The 16,678-nt window shown below is 67.5% G+C and carries 15 protein-coding genes and 1 tRNA gene; 9 read left to right on the top strand and 7 right to left on the bottom strand.

Annotated features, from left to right (window positions below):
• Positions 1 to 100: 100 nt before the first annotated feature.
• Both BLA15945_RS17480 and BLA15945_RS17485 read right to left on the bottom strand, forming a co-directional pair.
• A complete protein-coding gene (locus BLA15945_RS17480; protein WP_059233917.1) occupies positions 101 to 397 on the bottom strand; it encodes a hypothetical protein in 297 nt (98 codons plus the stop codon).
• Positions 398 to 579: 182 nt separating this feature from the next.
• Positions 580 to 666, bottom strand: a tRNA-Leu gene (locus BLA15945_RS17485).
• 237 nt (positions 667 to 903) lie between these two features.
• On the opposite strand from BLA15945_RS17485, the gene hpnD reads away from it, so the two are divergent.
• Positions 904 to 1,737, top strand: coding sequence for a presqualene diphosphate synthase HpnD (hpnD, locus tag BLA15945_RS17490; RefSeq protein ID WP_059233916.1), 834 nt, complete (start codon positions 904 to 906; stop codon positions 1,735 to 1,737).
• A 10-nt stretch (positions 1,738 to 1,747) separates the two neighbouring features.
• On the opposite strand, the gene BLA15945_RS17495 is transcribed toward hpnD, so the two are convergent.
• The 3 genes from BLA15945_RS17495 to BLA15945_RS17505 all read right to left on the bottom strand — a co-directional run bounded on the left by BLA15945_RS17495 (position 1,748) and on the right by BLA15945_RS17505 (position 4,950).
• The gene (locus BLA15945_RS17495) at positions 1,748 to 2,968 is read right to left on the bottom strand and encodes a DUF1501 domain-containing protein (RefSeq protein ID WP_059233915.1); all 1,221 of its coding nucleotides are present in this window, start codon (positions 2,966 to 2,968) and stop codon (positions 1,748 to 1,750) included.
• A 67-nt stretch (positions 2,969 to 3,035) separates the two neighbouring features.
• The gene (locus BLA15945_RS17500; protein WP_174993011.1) at positions 3,036 to 4,538 is read right to left on the bottom strand and encodes a DUF1800 domain-containing protein; all 1,503 of its coding nucleotides are present in this window, start codon (positions 4,536 to 4,538) and stop codon (positions 3,036 to 3,038) included.
• 133 nt (positions 4,539 to 4,671) lie between these two features.
• Entirely contained in the window at positions 4,672 to 4,950 is a 279-nt protein-coding gene (locus tag BLA15945_RS17505) for a hypothetical protein (RefSeq protein WP_059233914.1), read from the bottom strand.
• Positions 4,951 to 5,208: 258 nt separating this feature from the next.
• Between BLA15945_RS17505 and ompR the strand changes: the two genes are divergently transcribed.
• The 4 genes from ompR to BLA15945_RS17525 all read left to right on the top strand — a co-directional run bounded on the left by ompR (position 5,209) and on the right by BLA15945_RS17525 (position 8,687).
• Entirely contained in the window at positions 5,209 to 5,943 is a 735-nt protein-coding gene (ompR, locus tag BLA15945_RS17510; protein ID WP_006478565.1) for an osmolarity response regulator transcription factor OmpR, read from the top strand.
• A 40-nt stretch (positions 5,944 to 5,983) separates the two neighbouring features.
• A complete protein-coding gene (locus tag BLA15945_RS17515) occupies positions 5,984 to 7,345 on the top strand; it encodes an ATP-binding protein (RefSeq protein ID WP_059233913.1) in 1,362 nt (453 codons plus the stop codon).
• A gap of 189 nt (positions 7,346 to 7,534) precedes the next feature.
• Complete coding sequence (locus BLA15945_RS17520) at positions 7,535 to 8,083, top strand: peroxiredoxin (protein ID WP_011352387.1); 549 nt, start codon at positions 7,535 to 7,537, stop codon at positions 8,081 to 8,083.
• 76 nt (positions 8,084 to 8,159) lie between these two features.
• Positions 8,160 to 8,687 (top strand): carboxymuconolactone decarboxylase family protein, encoded by a 528-nt coding sequence (locus BLA15945_RS17525; protein WP_011352388.1) that lies wholly within the window; start codon positions 8,160 to 8,162, stop codon positions 8,685 to 8,687.
• 135 nt (positions 8,688 to 8,822) lie between these two features.
• Here the strand turns inward: BLA15945_RS17525 and ispF are convergent, their stop codons facing one another.
• The gene (gene ispF, locus BLA15945_RS17530) at positions 8,823 to 9,308 is read right to left on the bottom strand and encodes a 2-C-methyl-D-erythritol 2,4-cyclodiphosphate synthase (protein ID WP_174993012.1); all 486 of its coding nucleotides are present in this window, start codon (positions 9,306 to 9,308) and stop codon (positions 8,823 to 8,825) included.
• A gap of 29 nt (positions 9,309 to 9,337) precedes the next feature.
• Complete coding sequence (gene ispD, locus BLA15945_RS17535) at positions 9,338 to 10,048, bottom strand: 2-C-methyl-D-erythritol 4-phosphate cytidylyltransferase (protein WP_059233911.1); 711 nt, start codon at positions 10,046 to 10,048, stop codon at positions 9,338 to 9,340.
• A gap of 107 nt (positions 10,049 to 10,155) precedes the next feature.
• Between ispD and mfd the strand changes: the two genes are divergently transcribed.
• The 4 genes from mfd to BLA15945_RS17555 all read left to right on the top strand — a co-directional run bounded on the left by mfd (position 10,156) and on the right by BLA15945_RS17555 (position 16,612).
• Positions 10,156 to 13,626 (top strand): transcription-repair coupling factor, encoded by a 3,471-nt coding sequence (mfd, locus tag BLA15945_RS17540; protein WP_059233910.1) that lies wholly within the window; start codon positions 10,156 to 10,158, stop codon positions 13,624 to 13,626.
• A 105-nt stretch (positions 13,627 to 13,731) separates the two neighbouring features.
• Positions 13,732 to 14,952, top strand: a complete 1,221-nt coding sequence (argE, locus tag BLA15945_RS17545; protein ID WP_059233909.1) for an acetylornithine deacetylase — start codon at positions 13,732 to 13,734, stop codon at positions 14,950 to 14,952.
• A 60-nt stretch (positions 14,953 to 15,012) separates the two neighbouring features.
• Entirely contained in the window at positions 15,013 to 16,032 is a 1,020-nt protein-coding gene (locus BLA15945_RS17550) for a threonine/serine dehydratase (RefSeq protein WP_174993013.1), read from the top strand.
• A gap of 145 nt (positions 16,033 to 16,177) precedes the next feature.
• The gene (locus BLA15945_RS17555; RefSeq protein ID WP_174993014.1) at positions 16,178 to 16,612 is read left to right on the top strand and encodes a DUF3574 domain-containing protein; all 435 of its coding nucleotides are present in this window, start codon (positions 16,178 to 16,180) and stop codon (positions 16,610 to 16,612) included.
• Positions 16,613 to 16,678 lie beyond the last annotated feature (66 nt).

The raw sequence follows: 16,678 nt of genomic DNA on the forward strand, positions 1-16,678 counted from the left end.
CCTGTAATGATGAAGCGCAGCGGGTCGGGTGACGCGCGGCGCCGGGTATCGGGCTTGTCCTAGATAACGCGGCGGGCACCGCGATTCGCATGCACGCCGGTCACAGGCCGGGACGCGGGCACGGATTGGAGACCCCGCCCTGATATCCGCCAGTGACGACGCCCAGCAAGGCGCCCGCCAGCGACGTGCCGAGCGCTTTCAGCACGTTCTCGGCCGACAGCGACTCGCCGCTCGACATCACCCGCCCCGAGTACGCGGAACACGCCGACGACGTCGACGTAACCGTCTGTACCGGTTTGGCACTCCACGCGATGTTGTCGGCAGGCGTATTGGCGAATGCCGGCGCGGCCAGCATCAGCGTCAGAACGGAAATCGGGATGCGTATGGTGTTTTTCATCGGCGGCCTCTCGGTTTTGTTGTGCGTCTTGCATGAAACGTGAGCACGATATTACACGCGACTCGGTTTTCCGTGAGAGGCCTGCCTGTCCGGAGAATATTCGCACCAACAAAAAAGCGCTGCGGTCAGCCGACCGGCAGCGCTTTTTCGTGAACGACCCCTGACGGGGGGCGTCCGACTTCTGGTGCGTGAGGCCGGACTCGAACCGGCACACCCTTGCGGGCGTCAGGACCTAAACCTGGTGCGTCTACCAATTTCGCCACTCACGCGCAATTTCCGTCGCCTGACCGCGCGGCACGCAAGATACATGCGCCACGCGCCCGGGACATCACGCCGGCCCGAAAACCGGCACGCCCGATCAGGCGAGCGCGAGATTCTACCCGATCCGCGCGGCCTTGTCTCGCCCTGCCGGCACCCGTCGTGCCGCGGTGCTAGAATGCCGCGCTCGACGTTTCGGCACCGCGCCGCCGCGCGTCCCCCGAACCCGCCCCCACCCGATTCCGCCCGTGAACTTCGACGACTACTGTCAGCAAAAGGCTGCCCCCGCAGGCTCCAGCGCCTACTACGCGCTACGCCAGGCGCCACTCGCCACGCAGCCGCGCCTCACCGCGCTGTTCGCGCTGCGCCGCGAACTCGAGGAAACCGTCAAGGAAACCAGCGACCCGACCGTCGGGCACACGAAGCTCGCGTGGTGGCACAAGGAACTCGCAGCGCTCGCCGACGGCCAGCCGTCGCACCCCGTCACGAAGGCGCTCGCGCAACATCATCCGGCGATCGCCGCCGAGGCCGATGCGTTGCGCACACTCGTCAACGGCTACGGGATGGACCTCGAACAGGCGCGCTACCTCGATTTCGCGAACCTGCAGCGCTATATCGCGCAGGTCGGCGGCACGTTCGCGTCGCTGGTTGCGCGCGCCAGTTCCACGAACCCGGCCGACCCGCAACCGTGGGCCGCGGATGCCGGCCGCGCGCTGATGCTCGCGCAGTTCGTGCAGGAACTCGGCAACGACGCGCGCCACGGCCGCATCTATTTGCCGATCGACGAACTGCAACGCTACAACGTGACCGCGGCCGATCTGCTGAATGGCCGCTACAGCCCGGCCTTCACCGAATTGCTGCAATTCCAGACGGCCCGCGCACGCGAAGCGCTCGCGGCCGCCGAAGCGGCGATCCCCGCGACCGAACGCCGCGCGCAGCGCACGCTGCGCGCGCAGCTCGCACTGGCCGGCGCGCTGCTCGACGAAATCGAGCGCGACGGCTACCAGGTGCTGCACCAGCGCATCGCGCTGACGCCGATCCGCAAGCTGTGGATCGCGTGGCGCGCGTCGCGCCGCCGCTGACCCCCACGCGTCACGCCTTCAACAGCGGCAGCGTGTCGAAGCGCTGCTGCAGCACGCGCGTCGCGTCGAGCCCCCACCACGGCCCGAGCACGGTCGCGTAGAGCTGGCGGAAATCCACCGAGACCGGCAGGTTGCCGTTGCCGTCGAGCCGGCCGAGCGCCGGCGGCGCACCGTACAGCCCGCCGGCCACGCGGCCGCCCATCACGAAATGCGGCGCGGCCGTGCCGTGATCGGTGCCGTTGCTCTGGTTCTCGCGCACGCGCCGCCCGAATTCCGCATACGTCATCACGAGCGTCTGGTTCCAGCGCCCGAGTTCGATCAACGCGCCGCGCATCGCACTCATCCCTTCCGCGAACTGCTTGAGCAGCGCGGCCTGCTGCCCCGGCTGGTTCTGGTGCGTGTCGAAGCCGTTGAGCGTCAGGCGCAGCACCGCGACGCCATCCTGCGCGCCGGGCCCGGACGCCTCGCATGCGGCCAGCACCTGCATCGCGGTCTTCACCGACGTGCCGAACGCGCCGGCCGGAAAGGCCGTCCTGAATTCACGCATCCCGCCACGCGGGCGCAGCCGGTCGGCCGCCTTCACGATGTCGTTCTCGACGTCGATGATGTGCGCGAGCGCAGGGTTCTGCTCGCGCAGCGACGACGGCTCGGCGAGCCGGGCCGCCCGGATGAACTGCGCGGGATTGACGAGCGCGATCGCACGCGCGCCGTTCGACAGCGGCCCCATTTCGGCGCTGCCGAGCACGACGCCGTCCGCCGCGAAACCGGGCGGCACGGGCGCCTGCGCAAACGTGCGCGTGAGCCAGCCTTCATGCAGGTACTGGTCCGAGCGCGATGCGGTGTCCCAGATCTCGATCGAGCGGAAATGCGACAGGTTCGGCTGCGGATAGCCGACGCCCTGCACGACCGCGACCTGCCCGTCGCGCCACAGCGGCATCAGCGGCGCAAGCGACGGGTGCAGCCCCGTGTGCGCATCGAGCTGCAGCACCTGCTCGCGCTTGATGCCGATGCTGCGCCGGAACGTGTAGTACAGCGGGTCCGCGTACGGCACCACCGTGTTGAGGCCGTCGTTGCCGCCCTTCAGCTCGACGAGGATCAGCACGTTCGCATACCCGGCCGCCGGCTGCCGCCCCGCCTGCGTCGCGGCAGCCGCCATCGCGGGCGCTTGCCACATCGACACGCCGGCCGCGGCCGCAGCGCCCGTCAGCGTCAGAAAATCACGTCGGTTCATCGCGCATCCTTTGGTTCGCCGTCCGGCACCTTTGCCGCGGCGGCGCCCCGCTTCGTCGTCGTTCGAATCATTTCAGTTGATAGGCCGGATCCATCAGCAGCGCCTCGAGGTACGCGCTGCCGGTCGAATCCGTGTCGATCGCCGCGACCGGCGACAGCTGCAGCACCGCGTGCTGCAGTTGAAGCTCGGTCGACAATCCCGCGATCGCCTGCGGCCGCGCACGATACTGTGCCAGCCAGCGTTCGAGGTCGAAACGCAGGCCGCCGCGCGCCGGTTTCGCGGGCGTGCCGCGCATGCCGGCCGCGGACGCCGTGTCGGCCACCGGCATCGCGTGCGCACGCGCATTCGGCGGCGGCGCCATCGGGTGCGCCGGCGGGTGCATGCCGGCCGTCTCCGTCGCACGGAACAACTGCTCGACGAACTGCTTGCGCGACAGCAGCGTGGTGCTGTTGATCCACAGCGCACCGCCCGGCCAGCCCTTCACGTTCGGCGGATAGAACAGGTTCTGCCCGAGCGTGCGCACGGTGTTCGCGAGCATCTGCGGATCGCCGTACGCCACGTCGAACAGCCGCACCGACCCGACGACGAATTCCGCCGGCGACTTGACGAGCACGCCGCGGTTGCGCGGATCCCAGAACGCGTCGGTCGACCACAGCGCGGCGAGCGCCGCGCGAATATCGTAGCCGCTCGCGCGAAACCGTTCGGCCACCGCATCGAGCGCGCCGGGATCGGGCGTATCGGACACGAACTCGCGCCACAGCTTGCCGGCGATGAAGCGTGCAGTGCCCGGCCGCTTCAGCAGAACGTCGAGAAAGCCGTCGCCGTCGAACGGCCCCGTTTCGCCGAGGATCGTCTTGTCGCCGGCATCGTGCCACTCGGGCCGCGCCTCGAAGCGCAGCGTGTCGGGATCGATCGTCCAGCCCGTCATCGCGCGCGCGGCTTCGGTCACGTCGTACTGCGTGTAATGCCCTTCGCCGAGCGTGAACAGCTCCATCACCTCGCGCGCGAAATTCTCGTTCGGACGCCCCTTGCGATTGCTCGCGCCGTCGAGATACTGCAGCATCGCCGGATCCTTCGCGACCGCGTGCAGCAGCGTGCCGAAGTTGCCGAGCGCCTCGCGGCGAAACAGCGCGTTCTGCGCGGCCATCGTCTGCGGGTAAGGCACCTTGTCCTGCCCCGACGTGAAGTGCCCGTGCCAGAACAGCGTCATGCGCTCGGTCAGCGGCGACGGCGTGACGACCATCTCGTTGACCCAGGCCGCGCGCAACGCATCGTAGCGGACGTTGCGCTCGCGCTGCTCGTCGCGCCGCATGTCGGGGGTCAGCGCCTGGCGCTGCGCGCGCGTCGGCGGCAGCTCGGCGATCCAGTCGGGCCAGGTCGTGACGGGTTCGTGCCGCACGCCGCCGAGGGTGTCGGCCACGGCCTGCGCGCGTGTCATGCCGACGATGCGCGCGACGTCGGCGGGCGCGGGGGAGAAACCGGTGCGGCTCAGGAAAAACAGTGCGTCGTCGGCATCGAGCGGCGACTGCATGGCAGGCGACGGCGCCGGTGCGGCAGCGTTCGCTTTCATCGTCATGGACTCCCGGAACGCACCGGCGGTGCGGATGCCAGTACAACGGCATTCGGCAGGCGAAAGTTGACGGAAAAAGTGCTACGAATTCTTTCCGCGCGGGATGGCCGCGCAGGGGGAAAGACGGTGCATGTCAGCGCTTGTACAGCTCGCGAACGGCGTCTTCGATGTGCTGGCGCAGCAGGTGCCGCTCCTCGGGCGTCATGTGCCCGTCGCGGCGGTGCTGATCGAGATCGGGAGGCACGGCGGAACGAACCGTCATCTCGGCGGTACGGTCGGACTGCGGCGCCTTGCCGCGCGGCAGCTTGCGCGACGGTGCGCCCTGCTCGGGGCGCTGCGCATACGCGAAGTTCGACGCATACGGACCGGCAAGCGCGATCGTCAGCATCAGTGCAATCCGGGCAGATCGCATGACCGTCCTCGCTTCTTTGGTCGATTTGTTCCCTTCGTCACGCGGCAACCGGCTACCTCTGGTACTTGAAAAACCCTGCGGAAATCGGGTGTACAAAGATGAATGATGGAGTGCAGGGGAGTATCTACCGAATTTCGGCTTCGAGTAAAGGAATCTCTATAGCCTGCCTTTACTCGGCGCGACACTACGGGTAAATTTTGTAACCGACTGTAACGCACGAAAATACGTGGCCGTGCGTCAATTCCCATTCGCGATAAGATGCCGATCATGGAAACGAAAAACCCCTCCAAGATTCTCGTCGTCGACGACGACCCTCGCCTGCGCGATCTGCTGCGCCGCTATCTCGGCGAGCAGGGTTTCAACGTATACGTCGCGGAAAACGCGACCGCGATGAACAAGCTCTGGGTACGCGAGCGTTTCGACCTGCTCGTGCTCGACCTGATGCTGCCTGGCGAAGACGGCCTGTCGATCTGCCGCCGCCTGCGCGGCAGCAACGACCGCACGCCGATCATCATGCTCACCGCGAAGGGCGAGGACGTCGATCGCATCGTCGGCCTCGAAATGGGCGCCGACGACTACCTGCCGAAGCCGTTCAACCCGCGCGAACTCGTCGCGCGCATTCATGCGGTGCTGCGCCGCCAGGCGCCGGCCGAACTGCCGGGCGCACCGTCGGAAACCACCGAGGTGTTCGAGTTCGGCGAATTCTCGCTGAACCTCGCCACGCGCACGCTGACGAAGTCGGGCCAGGAAATTCCGCTGACGACCGGCGAATTCTCGGTGCTGAAGGTGTTCGCACGCCATCCGCGCCAGCCGCTGTCGCGTGAAAAGCTGATGGAGCTCGCACGCGGCCGTGAATACGAAGTGTTCGACCGCAGCCTCGACGTACAGATCTCGCGCCTGCGCAAGCTGATCGAACCGGATCCGGGCAGCCCGCGCTTCATCCAGACCGTCTGGGGCCTCGGCTACGTGTTCATCCCCGACGGCGCCGCCTGACCTTTTTCCTTCCCGGTTTCGCCCGCCCACGGCCCGTCCCATGCGTATCGACCGGCGCCTCCTGCAGCTCGCGTTCGGCGGGCTGTTCTGGCGCACCTTCCTGCTGATCGCGCTGCTGATCTCGGTCAGTCTCGCCGCGTGGTTCCAGAGCTTTCGCGTGATCGAGCGCGAGCCGCGTGCGCAGCGCGTCGCGCTGCAGCTCGTCGCGGTCGTGAAGCTCACGCGCACCGCCCTGCTCTATTCCGATCCCGATCTGCGGCGCGCGCTGCTGCAGGATCTCGAGAGCAACGAGGGCGTGCGCGTGTACCCGCGCGAGAAAACCGACAAGTTCAAGCTGCAGCCCGACGAATCGCTGAACCGCCTGATCGAACACGACATCCGCAGCCGCCTCGGCGACGACACCGTGATCGCGCAGTCGGTCAACGACATTCCCGGCGTGTGGATCAGCTTCAAGATCGACGACGACGATTACTGGGTCGCGCTCGACCGCGACCAGCTCGACAACGTCACGGGCCTGCAGTGGGCCGGCTGGGGGCTGTTCGCACTCGCGCTGTCGCTGTTCGGCTCCGCGTTCATCACGAGCCTCGTGAACCGGCCGTTCTCGCGGCTCGCGCTCGCCGCGCGGCAGATCGGCTCGGGCCAGACACCCGAGCTGCTGCCCGAGCGCGGCATGGGCGTCGCGGCCGAGACCAACCGCAGCTTCAACCAGATGGTGCGCGATCTCGAACAGCTCGAGGCCGATCGCGCGCTGATGCTCGCGGGCATTTCGCACGACCTGCGCACGCCGCTCGCGCGGCTGCGGCTCGAAACCGAGATGAGCCCGTCCGACCAGGCGACCAAGGACGCAATGGTCGACGACATCGAGCAGATGGACCGCATCATCGCGGCCTTCATCGACTACGCGCGCCCGTCGCAGCGCAAGCCCGAGCCGATCGACCTGTCGTCGATCGCGCAGGAAGTTGCCGCGCGCGTGTCGGGCGAGGACGGCGTCGAGATCCGCACGCGGCTCGCGCCGAGCGCGATCATCGAAGCCGACGAGACCGACATGCGCCGCGTGATCGGCAACCTCGTCGAGAATGCGCGCAAGTACGGCCAGAGCAAGCACGACGGCATCTCGCGCATCACGGTCGAGACGCGCGTGACGCATGCGCGCGTCGAGCTGTCGGTGAGCGACGAAGGCCCCGGCATCCCCGAGGATCAACTGCCGCTCGTGATGCGGCCGTTCTACCGCGTCGACACCGCGCGCACCAAGGCGGACGGCACCGGCCTCGGGATGGCGATCGTGCTGCGGCTCGTCGGCCGCTATCGCGGCGCGCTGCGCCTGCGCAACCGCAACCCCGAAGCGGGCCTCGAAGCCACGGTCGAATTCCCCGGCGCCGGCAAGGCGCGTGCGACCGCGTGACGCGCTCGCGCACGCATCCTGCACGTCACACTATCGATCCGGTTGAAAAAAGCTATGAAGATCGTTAGTCAAAATCTATTGAAGTACTTTACTAATAGTGTTATAGTTTTGCCCATGCTGTCACATCATCGTTGCAGCACCGAGGTAGCTTGACTCAGTCTTCTTCCCAACTCATACAGGAGTATCCGCATGAAAACCGTGGGCGATAAACTCGAAGCTTTCACCGTCGTAGCCGCGAAGCCGGGCTTCAACCATCACGAGGAAAACGGCCAGTCGGCATTCGAGACCGTCACCGAAGCGTCGTTCCCGGGCAAGTGGAAGATCATCTACTTCTATCCGAAGGATTTCACGTTCGTGTGCCCGACGGAAATCGTCGAGTTCGCGAAGCTCACGAAGCAGTTCGAAGAGCGCGATGCCATCCTGCTGGGCGGCAGCTCGGACAACGAATTCGTCAAGCTCGCATGGCGCCGTGAGCACAAGGACCTCGACAAGCTGAACCACTACGCGTTCGGCGACGTCAAGGGCGAGCTGATCGACCAGCTCGGCGTGCGCGACAAGGAAGCCGGCGTGGCCCTGCGTGCAACGTTCATCGTCGATCCGGACAACACGATCCAGCACGTTTCGGTGAACAACCTGAACGTCGGCCGCAGCCCGGAAGAAGTCCTGCGTATTCTGGACGGCCTGCAAACGGACGAACTGTGCCCGTGCAACCGTGCAGTCGGCGGCGCAACGCTGTAAGCGCATCGATGCACGAAGCCCGCGGCGCACGTCCTGCCTGCGGGCTTTTTTAACGGCCAACCCATAGGAGATATCAATGGAATTCATCGACTCGATTAAGGCACGTATCCCCGACTACGCGAAGGACATTCGCCTGAACCTCGACGGCACGATCTCGCGCTCGTCGCTCGAAGGCACCGACGCGGTCGGCGTCGCGCTGGCGGCGGCCATCGCCGCGAAGAGCACGGTGCTCATCAAGACGATCCGCGAAGCCGGCGTCCTGTCGCCCGAAGAAACGAACGCCGTGCTGACGGCGGCCGCGCTGATGGGGATGAACAACACCTGGTATCCGTATGTCGAAATGGCCGACGACGCCGACCTGAAGACGCAACGCGCCGAGCTGCGGATGGGCGCGTATGCGACGCACGGTGGCGTCGACAAGCGCAAGTTCGAGATGTACGCGCTCGCCGCGTCGATCGTCGGCAAGTGCCACTTCTGCGTGAAGTCGCACTATGCGCTGCTGAAGAACGAGCAAGGGATGACCGTCACGCAACTGCGCGACGTCGGCCGCATCGCGTCGGTGATCAATGCCGCCGCGCAAGTGATCGCCGCCGAAGGCGAATAAGCGGTTGCGCCGCCCGACCGGCAGCGATGCCGCGCGCGGCGTCCGTTTCAAACGAAAATGCCACGCTGATGCGTGGCATTTTTCATTTCCGCGGCCCGGTGCGCGGCGCGAACCGCGCGCCGCCGCACGCGGCCGTCAGGCGCCCTGCTTCACCAGCAGCGCGACGGCCTGCGCCTCGATGCCTTCGCCGCGGCCGAGATAGCCGAGCTTCTCGTTGGTCTTCGCCTTCACGTTCACGCGATCGAGCGGCAGCCCGAGATCGGCCGCGATGTTCGCGCGCATCCCGTCGATATGCGGCGCGAGCTTCGGCGCCTGGGCGATCACGGTGCTGTCCACGTTCTGGATCGTGAAACCGGTCGCCTTCACGCGCTCGGCGCATGCGCGCAGCAGCACGCGGCTGTCCGCGCCCTTGAATGCCGCGTCCGTGTCGGAGAAATGGCGGCCGATGTCGCCGAGCGCCGCCGCGCCGAACAGCGCGTCGGTGATCGCGTGCAGCAGCACGTCCGCATCCGAGTGGCCGAGCAGGCCGCGCTCGTACGGAATCGTCACGCCGCCGATGATGAGGGGGCGCCCTTCGACGAGCTGGTGCACGTCGTAGCCTTGTCCGATTCTGAAATCCATGCGTGTTCCGATTGAGATGGGGGTGAAAGTCAGGAAGCGTTCGCGGGGCGCGCGAGGATCGCCTCCGCGAGCGCGAAATCTTCCGGGTACGTGACCTTGAAATTGCGCAGGCTGCCCTGCACGACGCGCGGCGTGTGGCCCGCCCATTCGATCGCGCTGGCTTCGTCGGTCAGGTCGTGCCCTTCGCGCTGCGCGCGCAGGATCGCCTCGCGCAGCATGCCGATGCGGAACATCTGCGGCGTCTGCGCCTGCCACAGCGCGTCGCGCGACTCGGTGCGCGCGATCGCGTCGCCGCCGGCCGGCACGCGCTTGAGCGTATCGGCCACCGGCAGCGCGACGATGCCGCCGACCGGGTCGTCCTTCAGCGTCGCGACGAGCGTGCGGATCAGCTCCGGCGTGATGCCGGGGCGCGCCGCGTCGTGCACGAGCACCCAGTCCTGGTCGGTCGCGCCGAATTCGGCCAGCTCAAGCAGCCCGTTCAGCACCGACGCCTGCCGCGAGCCGCCGCCGCAGCGGCGTACCGCAAAGCGCAGGCCCGCGAAGCGGCGCGCGTCGAAATGGGAATCGTCGGGCGCGAGCACGACGAGCGTCTGCGCGAACTCGCTGCACGCGTCGAACGCGGCGAGCGTGTAGTGCAGCAGCGCGCGGCCGGCCAGCGTGCGGTATTGCTTCGGCACGGCGGAGCCGGAACGGCTGCCGGTGCCGGCACAGGGAATCAGGGCGAAAAGTCGGGGAGTCACGAAGGGAAACGCCGGAAAGATGAAATCGAGAAGCGGATTTTATAATAGGTCTTTCGTCTCGACCGGCGCACCGCGATGCGCCCGTGCACGCCACCCCTGTCGTCCCTATGCCAGATAACGCCTCCAACCCGTCCGCCTCACCCGTTGCGCGCGTCAAACCCGGCCAGCGCTTCGCCTTCGACGGCACGCACGGCTCCGCCGACGCGCTCGCCATCGCCCGCTATCTCGCCGACAATCGCCAGGACGTGCCGCTCCTCGCGGTGATCTGCGCGAACGCGGTCGACGCGCAACGGCTGTCGCAGGAAATCCGCTATTTTTCGCCCGACGCGCGCGTGCGCCTGCTGCCGGACTGGGAAACGCTGCCGTACGACACGTTCTCGCCCCACCAGGACCTCGTGTCCGAGCGGCTTGCCACGCTGCACGACCTCGGCGAAGGCCGCTGCGACATCCTGCTCGTGCCCGCGACCACCGCGCTGTACCGGATGCCGCCTGCGTCGTTCATGGCCGCGTACACGTTCGCGTTCGCGCAGGGCGAGCGGCTCGACGAGGCGAAGCTGAAGGCGCAGCTGACGCTGGCCGGCTACGAGCACGTGAGCCAGGTCGTGCGGCCCGGCGAATACTGCGTCCGCGGCTCGCTGATCGACCTGTACCCGATGGGCTCGCCGCTGCCGTACCGGATCGACCTGTTCGACGACCAGGTCGACTCGATCCGCGCGTTCGACCCCGACACGCAGCGCAGCCTCTACCCGGTGCGCGACGTGCGCCTGTTGCCCGGCCGCGAGTTCCCGTTCGACGAAGCCGCGCGCACGGCCTTCCGCAGCCGCTGGCGCGAAACTTTCGAGGGTGACCCGAGCCGCGCGCCGATCTACAAGGACATCGGCAACGGCGTGCCGTCGGCCGGCATCGAGTATTACCTGCCGCTGTTCTTCGACGAAACGGCCACGCTGTTCCACTACCTGCCGCAGGACGCGCACCTCGTGTTCACCGGCGATCTCGAAGCGTCGATCCGCCGCTTCACCGCCGATACGAAGCAGCGCCACGCGTTCCTCGCGCACGATCGCGAGCGGCCGATCCTCGAGCCGCAGCGGCTGTTCCTGTCCGACGAGGATTTCTTCGCGTTCGCGAAGCCGTTCGCGCGCGTCGTGCTGCCCGCGCAGCCGCCCGGCGGCTGGGCGACCGCGCTGCCCGAGCTGACCGTCGACCGCCATGCGGACGACCCGCTCGCGTCGCTGCGCACCTTCGTCGAATCGTCGGGCAAGCGCGTGCTGCTGACGGTCGAATCGGCCGGCCGCCGCGAAACGATCCTGCAACTGCTCGCCGAGCACCACCTGCGCCCCGCATCGAACGACCACTTCGCGGGCTGGCTCGCGAGCGACGAACGCTTCGCGCTCGGCGTCGCGCCGCTGTCGAGCGGTTTCTCGGTGCCGGGCGAAGGCTACGCGATCGTCACCGAAACCGAGCTGTACGGCGCGCTCGGCCGCCGCGCGGGCCGCCGCCGGCAGGAACAGGCCAGCAACGTCGACGCGATGGTGCGCGACCTGTCCGAGCTGAAGGTCGGCGACCCGGTCGTCCATGCGCAGCACGGCATCGGCCGCTACATGGGCCTCGTGTCGATGGACCTCGGCGAAGGCGAAACCGAATTCCTGCATCTCGAATACTCGGGCGACAGCAAGCTCTACGTGCCCGTCGCCCAATTGCACGTGATCTCGCGCTACAGCGGCGCCGATCCCGACAGCGCACCGCTGCACGCGCTCGGCTCCGGCCAGTGGGAGCGCGCGAAGCGCAAGGCCGCCCAGCAGATCCGCGACACGGCCGCCGAACTGCTGAACCTGTACGCGCGCCGCGCGGCCCGCGAAGGCCACGCGTTCTCGCTCGACCCGCGCGACTACGTGAAATTCGCGGAAAGCTTCGGCTTCGAGGAGACGCCCGACCAGGCCGCCGCGATCGCGGCCGTGATCGGCGACATGACGAGCGGCAAGCCGATGGATCGCCTCGTGTGCGGCGACGTCGGCTTCGGCAAGACCGAGGTCGCGCTGCGCGCCGCGTTCATCGCGGTGCTGGGCGGCAAGCAGGTCGCGCTGCTGTCGCCGACCACGCTGCTCGCCGAACAGCACACGCAAACCTTCGCCGACCGCTTCGCCGACTGGCCGGTGCGGATCGTCGAGCTGTCGCGCTTCAAGACCGCGAAGGAAGTGAACGCGGCCATCGCGCAGATCAACGAAGGCAGCGTCGACATCGTGATCGGCACGCACAAGCTGCTGTCGTCGGACGTGCAGTTCAAGCGCCTCGGCCTCGTGATCATCGACGAGGAACACCGCTTCGGCGTGCGCCAGAAGGAAGCGCTGAAGGCGCTGCGCGCGGAAGTCGACGTGCTGACGCTCACCGCGACGCCGATCCCGCGTACGCTCGGGATGGCGCTCGAAGGGCTGCGCGATTTCTCGGTCATCGCGACCGCGCCGCAGAAGCGGCTCGCGATCAAGACCTTCGTGCGCCGCGAGGAAGAAAGCGTGATCCGCGAGGCGATGCTGCGCGAACTGAAGCGCGGCGGCCAGGTGTACTTCCTGCACAACGAGGTCGAGACGATCGAGAACCGCAAGGCGATGCTCGAGGCGCTCGTGCCCGAGGCGCGGATCGTGATCGCGCACGGCCAGATGCACGAGCGCGAACTCGAACGCGTGATGCGCGATTTCGTCGCGCAGCGCGCGAACGTGCTGCTGTGCACGACCATCATCGAGACCGGCATCGACGTGCCGAGCGCGAACACGATCATCATGCACCGCTCGGACAAGTTCGGCCTCGCGCAGCTGCACCAGCTGCGCGGCCGCGTCGGCCGCTCGCACCACCAGGCCTATGCGTACCTGCTGGTCCACGATCCGCAGTCGCTGACCAAGCAGGCGCAGCGCCGGCTCGAGGCGATCCAGCAGATGGAGGAACTCGGTTCGGGCTTCTATCTCGCGATGCACGACCTGGAGATCCGCGGCACCGGCGAAGTGCTCGGCGACAAGCAGTCGGGCGAGATCCACGAGATCGGCTTCCAGCTCTACACGGACATGCTGAACGACGCGGTGAAGGCGCTGAAGAACGGCAAGGAGCCCGACCTCACCGCCCCGCTCGCCGCCACGACGGAAATCAACCTGCACGCGCCGGCGATCCTGCCGGCCGACTACTGCGCAGACGTGCAGGAGCGGCTGTCGCTGTACAAGCGGCTCGCGAACTGCGAACACGGCGACGCGATCGACGGCATCCAGGAAGAACTGATCGACCGCTTCGGCAAGCTGCCGCCGCAGGCGCACGCACTCGTCGAGACGCACCGGCTGCGGATCGCCGCGAAGCCGCTCGGCATCGTGAAGATCGACGCGAGCGAGGTGGCGATCGGGCTGCAGTTCGAGCCGAATCCGCCGATCGATCCGATGCGGATCATCGAGATGGTGCAGAAGCATCGCCACATCAAGCTCGCGGGGCAGGACAAGCTGCGCATCGAAACGCGCTCGCCCGATCTCGCGATCCGCGTGTCGACGATCAAGGAAACGCTGCGCGCGCTCGGCCCGAAACAGGGCGCGGCCGCCGCGGCGCGCTGACGCGATACTGACGGGCGCGACGTTGCTGCACCGCATCGCGCCCGACGCAGGCGGGCCGGCGCGTTTTTGAGTATGATTTTCCCATTCATCAGACGGAGTTTTGCCATGTCCACTCTCGACGCGACGGCGCCGTCCGCCGCAACCCAGGGCGATGCATCCCTTGTCAGCCTGCCGTGGGTCAAGCAACTGGTGTCGATGGACACGACGAGCCGCGTGCCGAACCTCGGCCTGATCGAAACGGTGCGCGACGCACTCGCCGCGAAAGGGATCGCGTCGACGATCACGCACGATCCGCGCGAAGGCTGGGCGAACCTGTTCGCGACCGTGCCCGCGCACGACGGCTCGACCAACGGCGGCATCGTGCTGTCGGGGCATACCGACGTCGTGCCGGTCGACGGCCAGCAATGGGACAGCAACCCGTTCGCGCCGGAAATCCGCGACGGCCGCCTGTACGGCCGCGGCACCTGCGACATGAAGGGCTTCATCGGCACGGCCCTCGCGCTGCTGCCCGAGATGCAGGCAACCAGGCTCGCGCAGCCGATCCATTTCGCACTGTCCTACGACGAGGAAATCGGCTGTGCGGGCGCGCCGCTGATGATCGCCGACCTCGTGAAGCGCGGCGTGCAGCCGTCCGGCTGCATCGTCGGCGAACCGACCAGCATGCGGCCGATCATCGCGCACAAGGGCATCAACGCGTACCGCTGCTGCGTACGCGGCCACGCGGCGCATTCGTCGCTGACGCCGAAGGGGCTCAACGCGATCGAGTATGCGGCGCGCCTCATCTGCCATATTCGCGACATCGCCGACCGCTTCCGCGCCGAAGGCCCGTTCGACGCACTGTACGACGTGCCGTTCACGACCGCGCAGACGAGCACGATCCAGGGCGGCAACGCGATCAACACGGTACCGGCCGAGTGCCGCTTCGACTTCGAATTCCGCAACCTGCCGACGCTCGATCCCGAGCAGATCTTCACGCGCATCGAAGCGTATGCGCGGGAAACGCTGTTGCCGCAGATGCTGCGCGAGCATCCGAACGCCGCGATCGAATTCTCGAAGATCGCCGCGGCGCCGGGCCTCGACGCGACCGAACAGGCCGCGATCACGCAGCTCGTGCGCGCGCTGACGGCCGACCAGGACAAGCGCAAGGTCGCGTACGGCACCGAGGCCGGCCTGTTCGAACGCGCGGGCATCCCGAGCGTCGTGTGCGGGCCCGGCAACATCGAGCAGGCGCACAAGCCGAACGAGTATGTCGAGCTCGCGCAGCTCGCCGGCTGCGAGCAGTTCCTGCGCAAGTTCATCCGCAGCATGTCGGTCGACGCGCACTGACTGCCTCCCGCCACGCCGGCTCGCGTGTGCGGGCCGACCCACTCCGCCACCCGCCACGTCATGTCGACTGAACAACAGGGCACGGCCCATACGACGATCGACGGCGAGCCGATTCCGACGCTCGACGAAATCGCCGCGCAGCATTTCGCTTTGTCGCCGTGGGTCGCGCGCACGCCCGTGTTCGAGCGCGCCGACCTGCCGTCCCTCGAAGGCACGCACGTCAACTTCAAGTTCGAGCTGCTGCAGGCGAGCGGCAGCTTCAAGGCGCGCGGCGCGTTCACGCACCTGCTCGCGCTCGACGAGGCGCGCAAGAACGCGGGCGTGACCTGCGTGTCGGCCGGCAATCACGCGGCGGCCGTCGCGTATGCGGCCATGCGGCTCGGCAGCAGCGCGAAGGTCGTGATGTTCCATACCGCGAGCCCGGCGCGCATCGCGCAATGCAAGCAATACCGCGCGGAAGTGGTGCTCGCGGGCAGCGCGTCGCAGGCGTTCGATCTCGTGCGGCGCATCGAGGCCGAGGAAGGCCGCTTCTTCATCCATCCGTTCAACGGCTATCACACGATCCTCGGCACCGCGACGCTCGGCTACGAGTGGGCGACGCAAACGCCCGACCTCGACGCGGTGATCGTGCCGATCGGCGGCGGCGGGCTCGCGGCCGGCATGGCGACCGCGTTGCGGCTCGCGAATCCGCGCGTGCACGTGTACGGCGTCGAGCCGGAAGGCGCCGACGCAATGAGCCGCAGCTTTGCGGCCAACCACACGATCAAGATGAGCGCGATGCAGACGATCGCCGATTCGCTGATGGCGCCGCATACCGAGGAATACAGCTACCAGCTGTGCCGGCGTCACGTCGACCGCATCGTCACCGTATCCGACGACGCGCTGCGCGCCGCGATGCTGTTCCTGTTCACGCACCTGAAGCTGTCGGTCGAGCCGGCCTGCGCGGCCGCGCTCGCAGCACTCCTCGGCCCGCTGCGCGAAACGCTGCAGGGCAAGCGCGTCGGCGTGCTGCTGTCGGGCACGAACACCGACCCCGGCACGCTCGGCATGCATCTCGCGCACGCAAAACTGCAGCACTGACCCCACATCGGGCACACGCAGGCCAACCTAGGGTTATCCCCAGATTATGTTGACAGCCCTGTTGATAACCCGCCGGACAAGCACGCAAGTGGTTGAGCGCGCAGCGTTTTGCGCGCGCGAAGGTCAATCGTCACGAAATGGGCAGATGCGGCCGTTGGTCGCATGCGCGGTGGCGCTCACGCTGCTCGCCGGTTGCGCGACGGCGCCCTCGCCCGTCGCCAACGCGCAACCGGCGTCCTGCACGCAACCGGGCGAAAGCCGCATGCTCCAGGCCGACCTGCTGTTCGGGCGCGACATCACGGGGCGCGGCCCCGTCACCGATGCGGAACGCGCGGCGTTTCTCGCCGACACCGTCACGCCACGCTTTCCCGACGGCCTCACCTACTGGGACACGCACGGCCAGTGGCGCGACCGCACGACCGGCGGCGTCACGCGCGAAGACAGCTTCGTGATCCGGATCATCGCCGACGATACGCCCGACACGCGTACGCGGCTCGCCGCGATCCGGCAAGCGTACCTGCAGCGCTTCCACCAGCAATCGGTCGGCATCACGGTCGTGCCGGCCTGCGCATCGTTCTGACGCCCCTTCTCCCGCTGCCGGCCGTTCGCGCAAAAAAACGGGCGCCCGAAGGCGCCCGTCTCATGT

It is taken from the genome of Burkholderia arboris (genome assembly GCF_902499125.1).
GTDB classification, from domain to species: Bacteria; Pseudomonadota; Gammaproteobacteria; order Burkholderiales; family Burkholderiaceae; genus Burkholderia; species Burkholderia arboris.

Coding starts and splice junctions, on each gene's coding strand:
- ompR (WP_006478565.1), top strand. CDS start 5,209: ATGCCGATCATGGAAACGAAAAACCCCTCCAAGATTCTCGTCGTCGAC.
- BLA15945_RS17515 (WP_059233913.1), top strand. CDS start 5,984: ATGCGTATCGACCGGCGCCTCCTGCAGCTCGCGTTCGGCGGGCTGTTC.
- BLA15945_RS17500 (WP_174993011.1), bottom strand. CDS start 4,538: ATGAAAGCGAACGCTGCCGCACCGGCGCCGTCGCCTGCCATGCAGTCG.
- BLA15945_RS17495 (WP_059233915.1), bottom strand. CDS start 2,968: ATGAACCGACGTGATTTTCTGACGCTGACGGGCGCTGCGGCCGCGGCC.
- BLA15945_RS17555 (WP_174993014.1), top strand. CDS start 16,178: ATGCGGCCGTTGGTCGCATGCGCGGTGGCGCTCACGCTGCTCGCCGGT.
- argE (WP_059233909.1), top strand. CDS start 13,732: ATGTCCACTCTCGACGCGACGGCGCCGTCCGCCGCAACCCAGGGCGAT.
- BLA15945_RS17550 (WP_174993013.1), top strand. CDS start 15,013: ATGTCGACTGAACAACAGGGCACGGCCCATACGACGATCGACGGCGAG.
- BLA15945_RS17520 (WP_011352387.1), top strand. CDS start 7,535: ATGAAAACCGTGGGCGATAAACTCGAAGCTTTCACCGTCGTAGCCGCG.
- BLA15945_RS17505 (WP_059233914.1), bottom strand. CDS start 4,950: ATGCGATCTGCCCGGATTGCACTGATGCTGACGATCGCGCTTGCCGGT.
- BLA15945_RS17525 (WP_011352388.1), top strand. CDS start 8,160: ATGGAATTCATCGACTCGATTAAGGCACGTATCCCCGACTACGCGAAG.
- mfd (WP_059233910.1), top strand. CDS start 10,156: ATGCCAGATAACGCCTCCAACCCGTCCGCCTCACCCGTTGCGCGCGTC.
- ispF (WP_174993012.1), bottom strand. CDS start 9,308: ATGGATTTCAGAATCGGACAAGGCTACGACGTGCACCAGCTCGTCGAA.
- BLA15945_RS17480 (WP_059233917.1), bottom strand. CDS start 397: ATGAAAAACACCATACGCATCCCGATTTCCGTTCTGACGCTGATGCTG.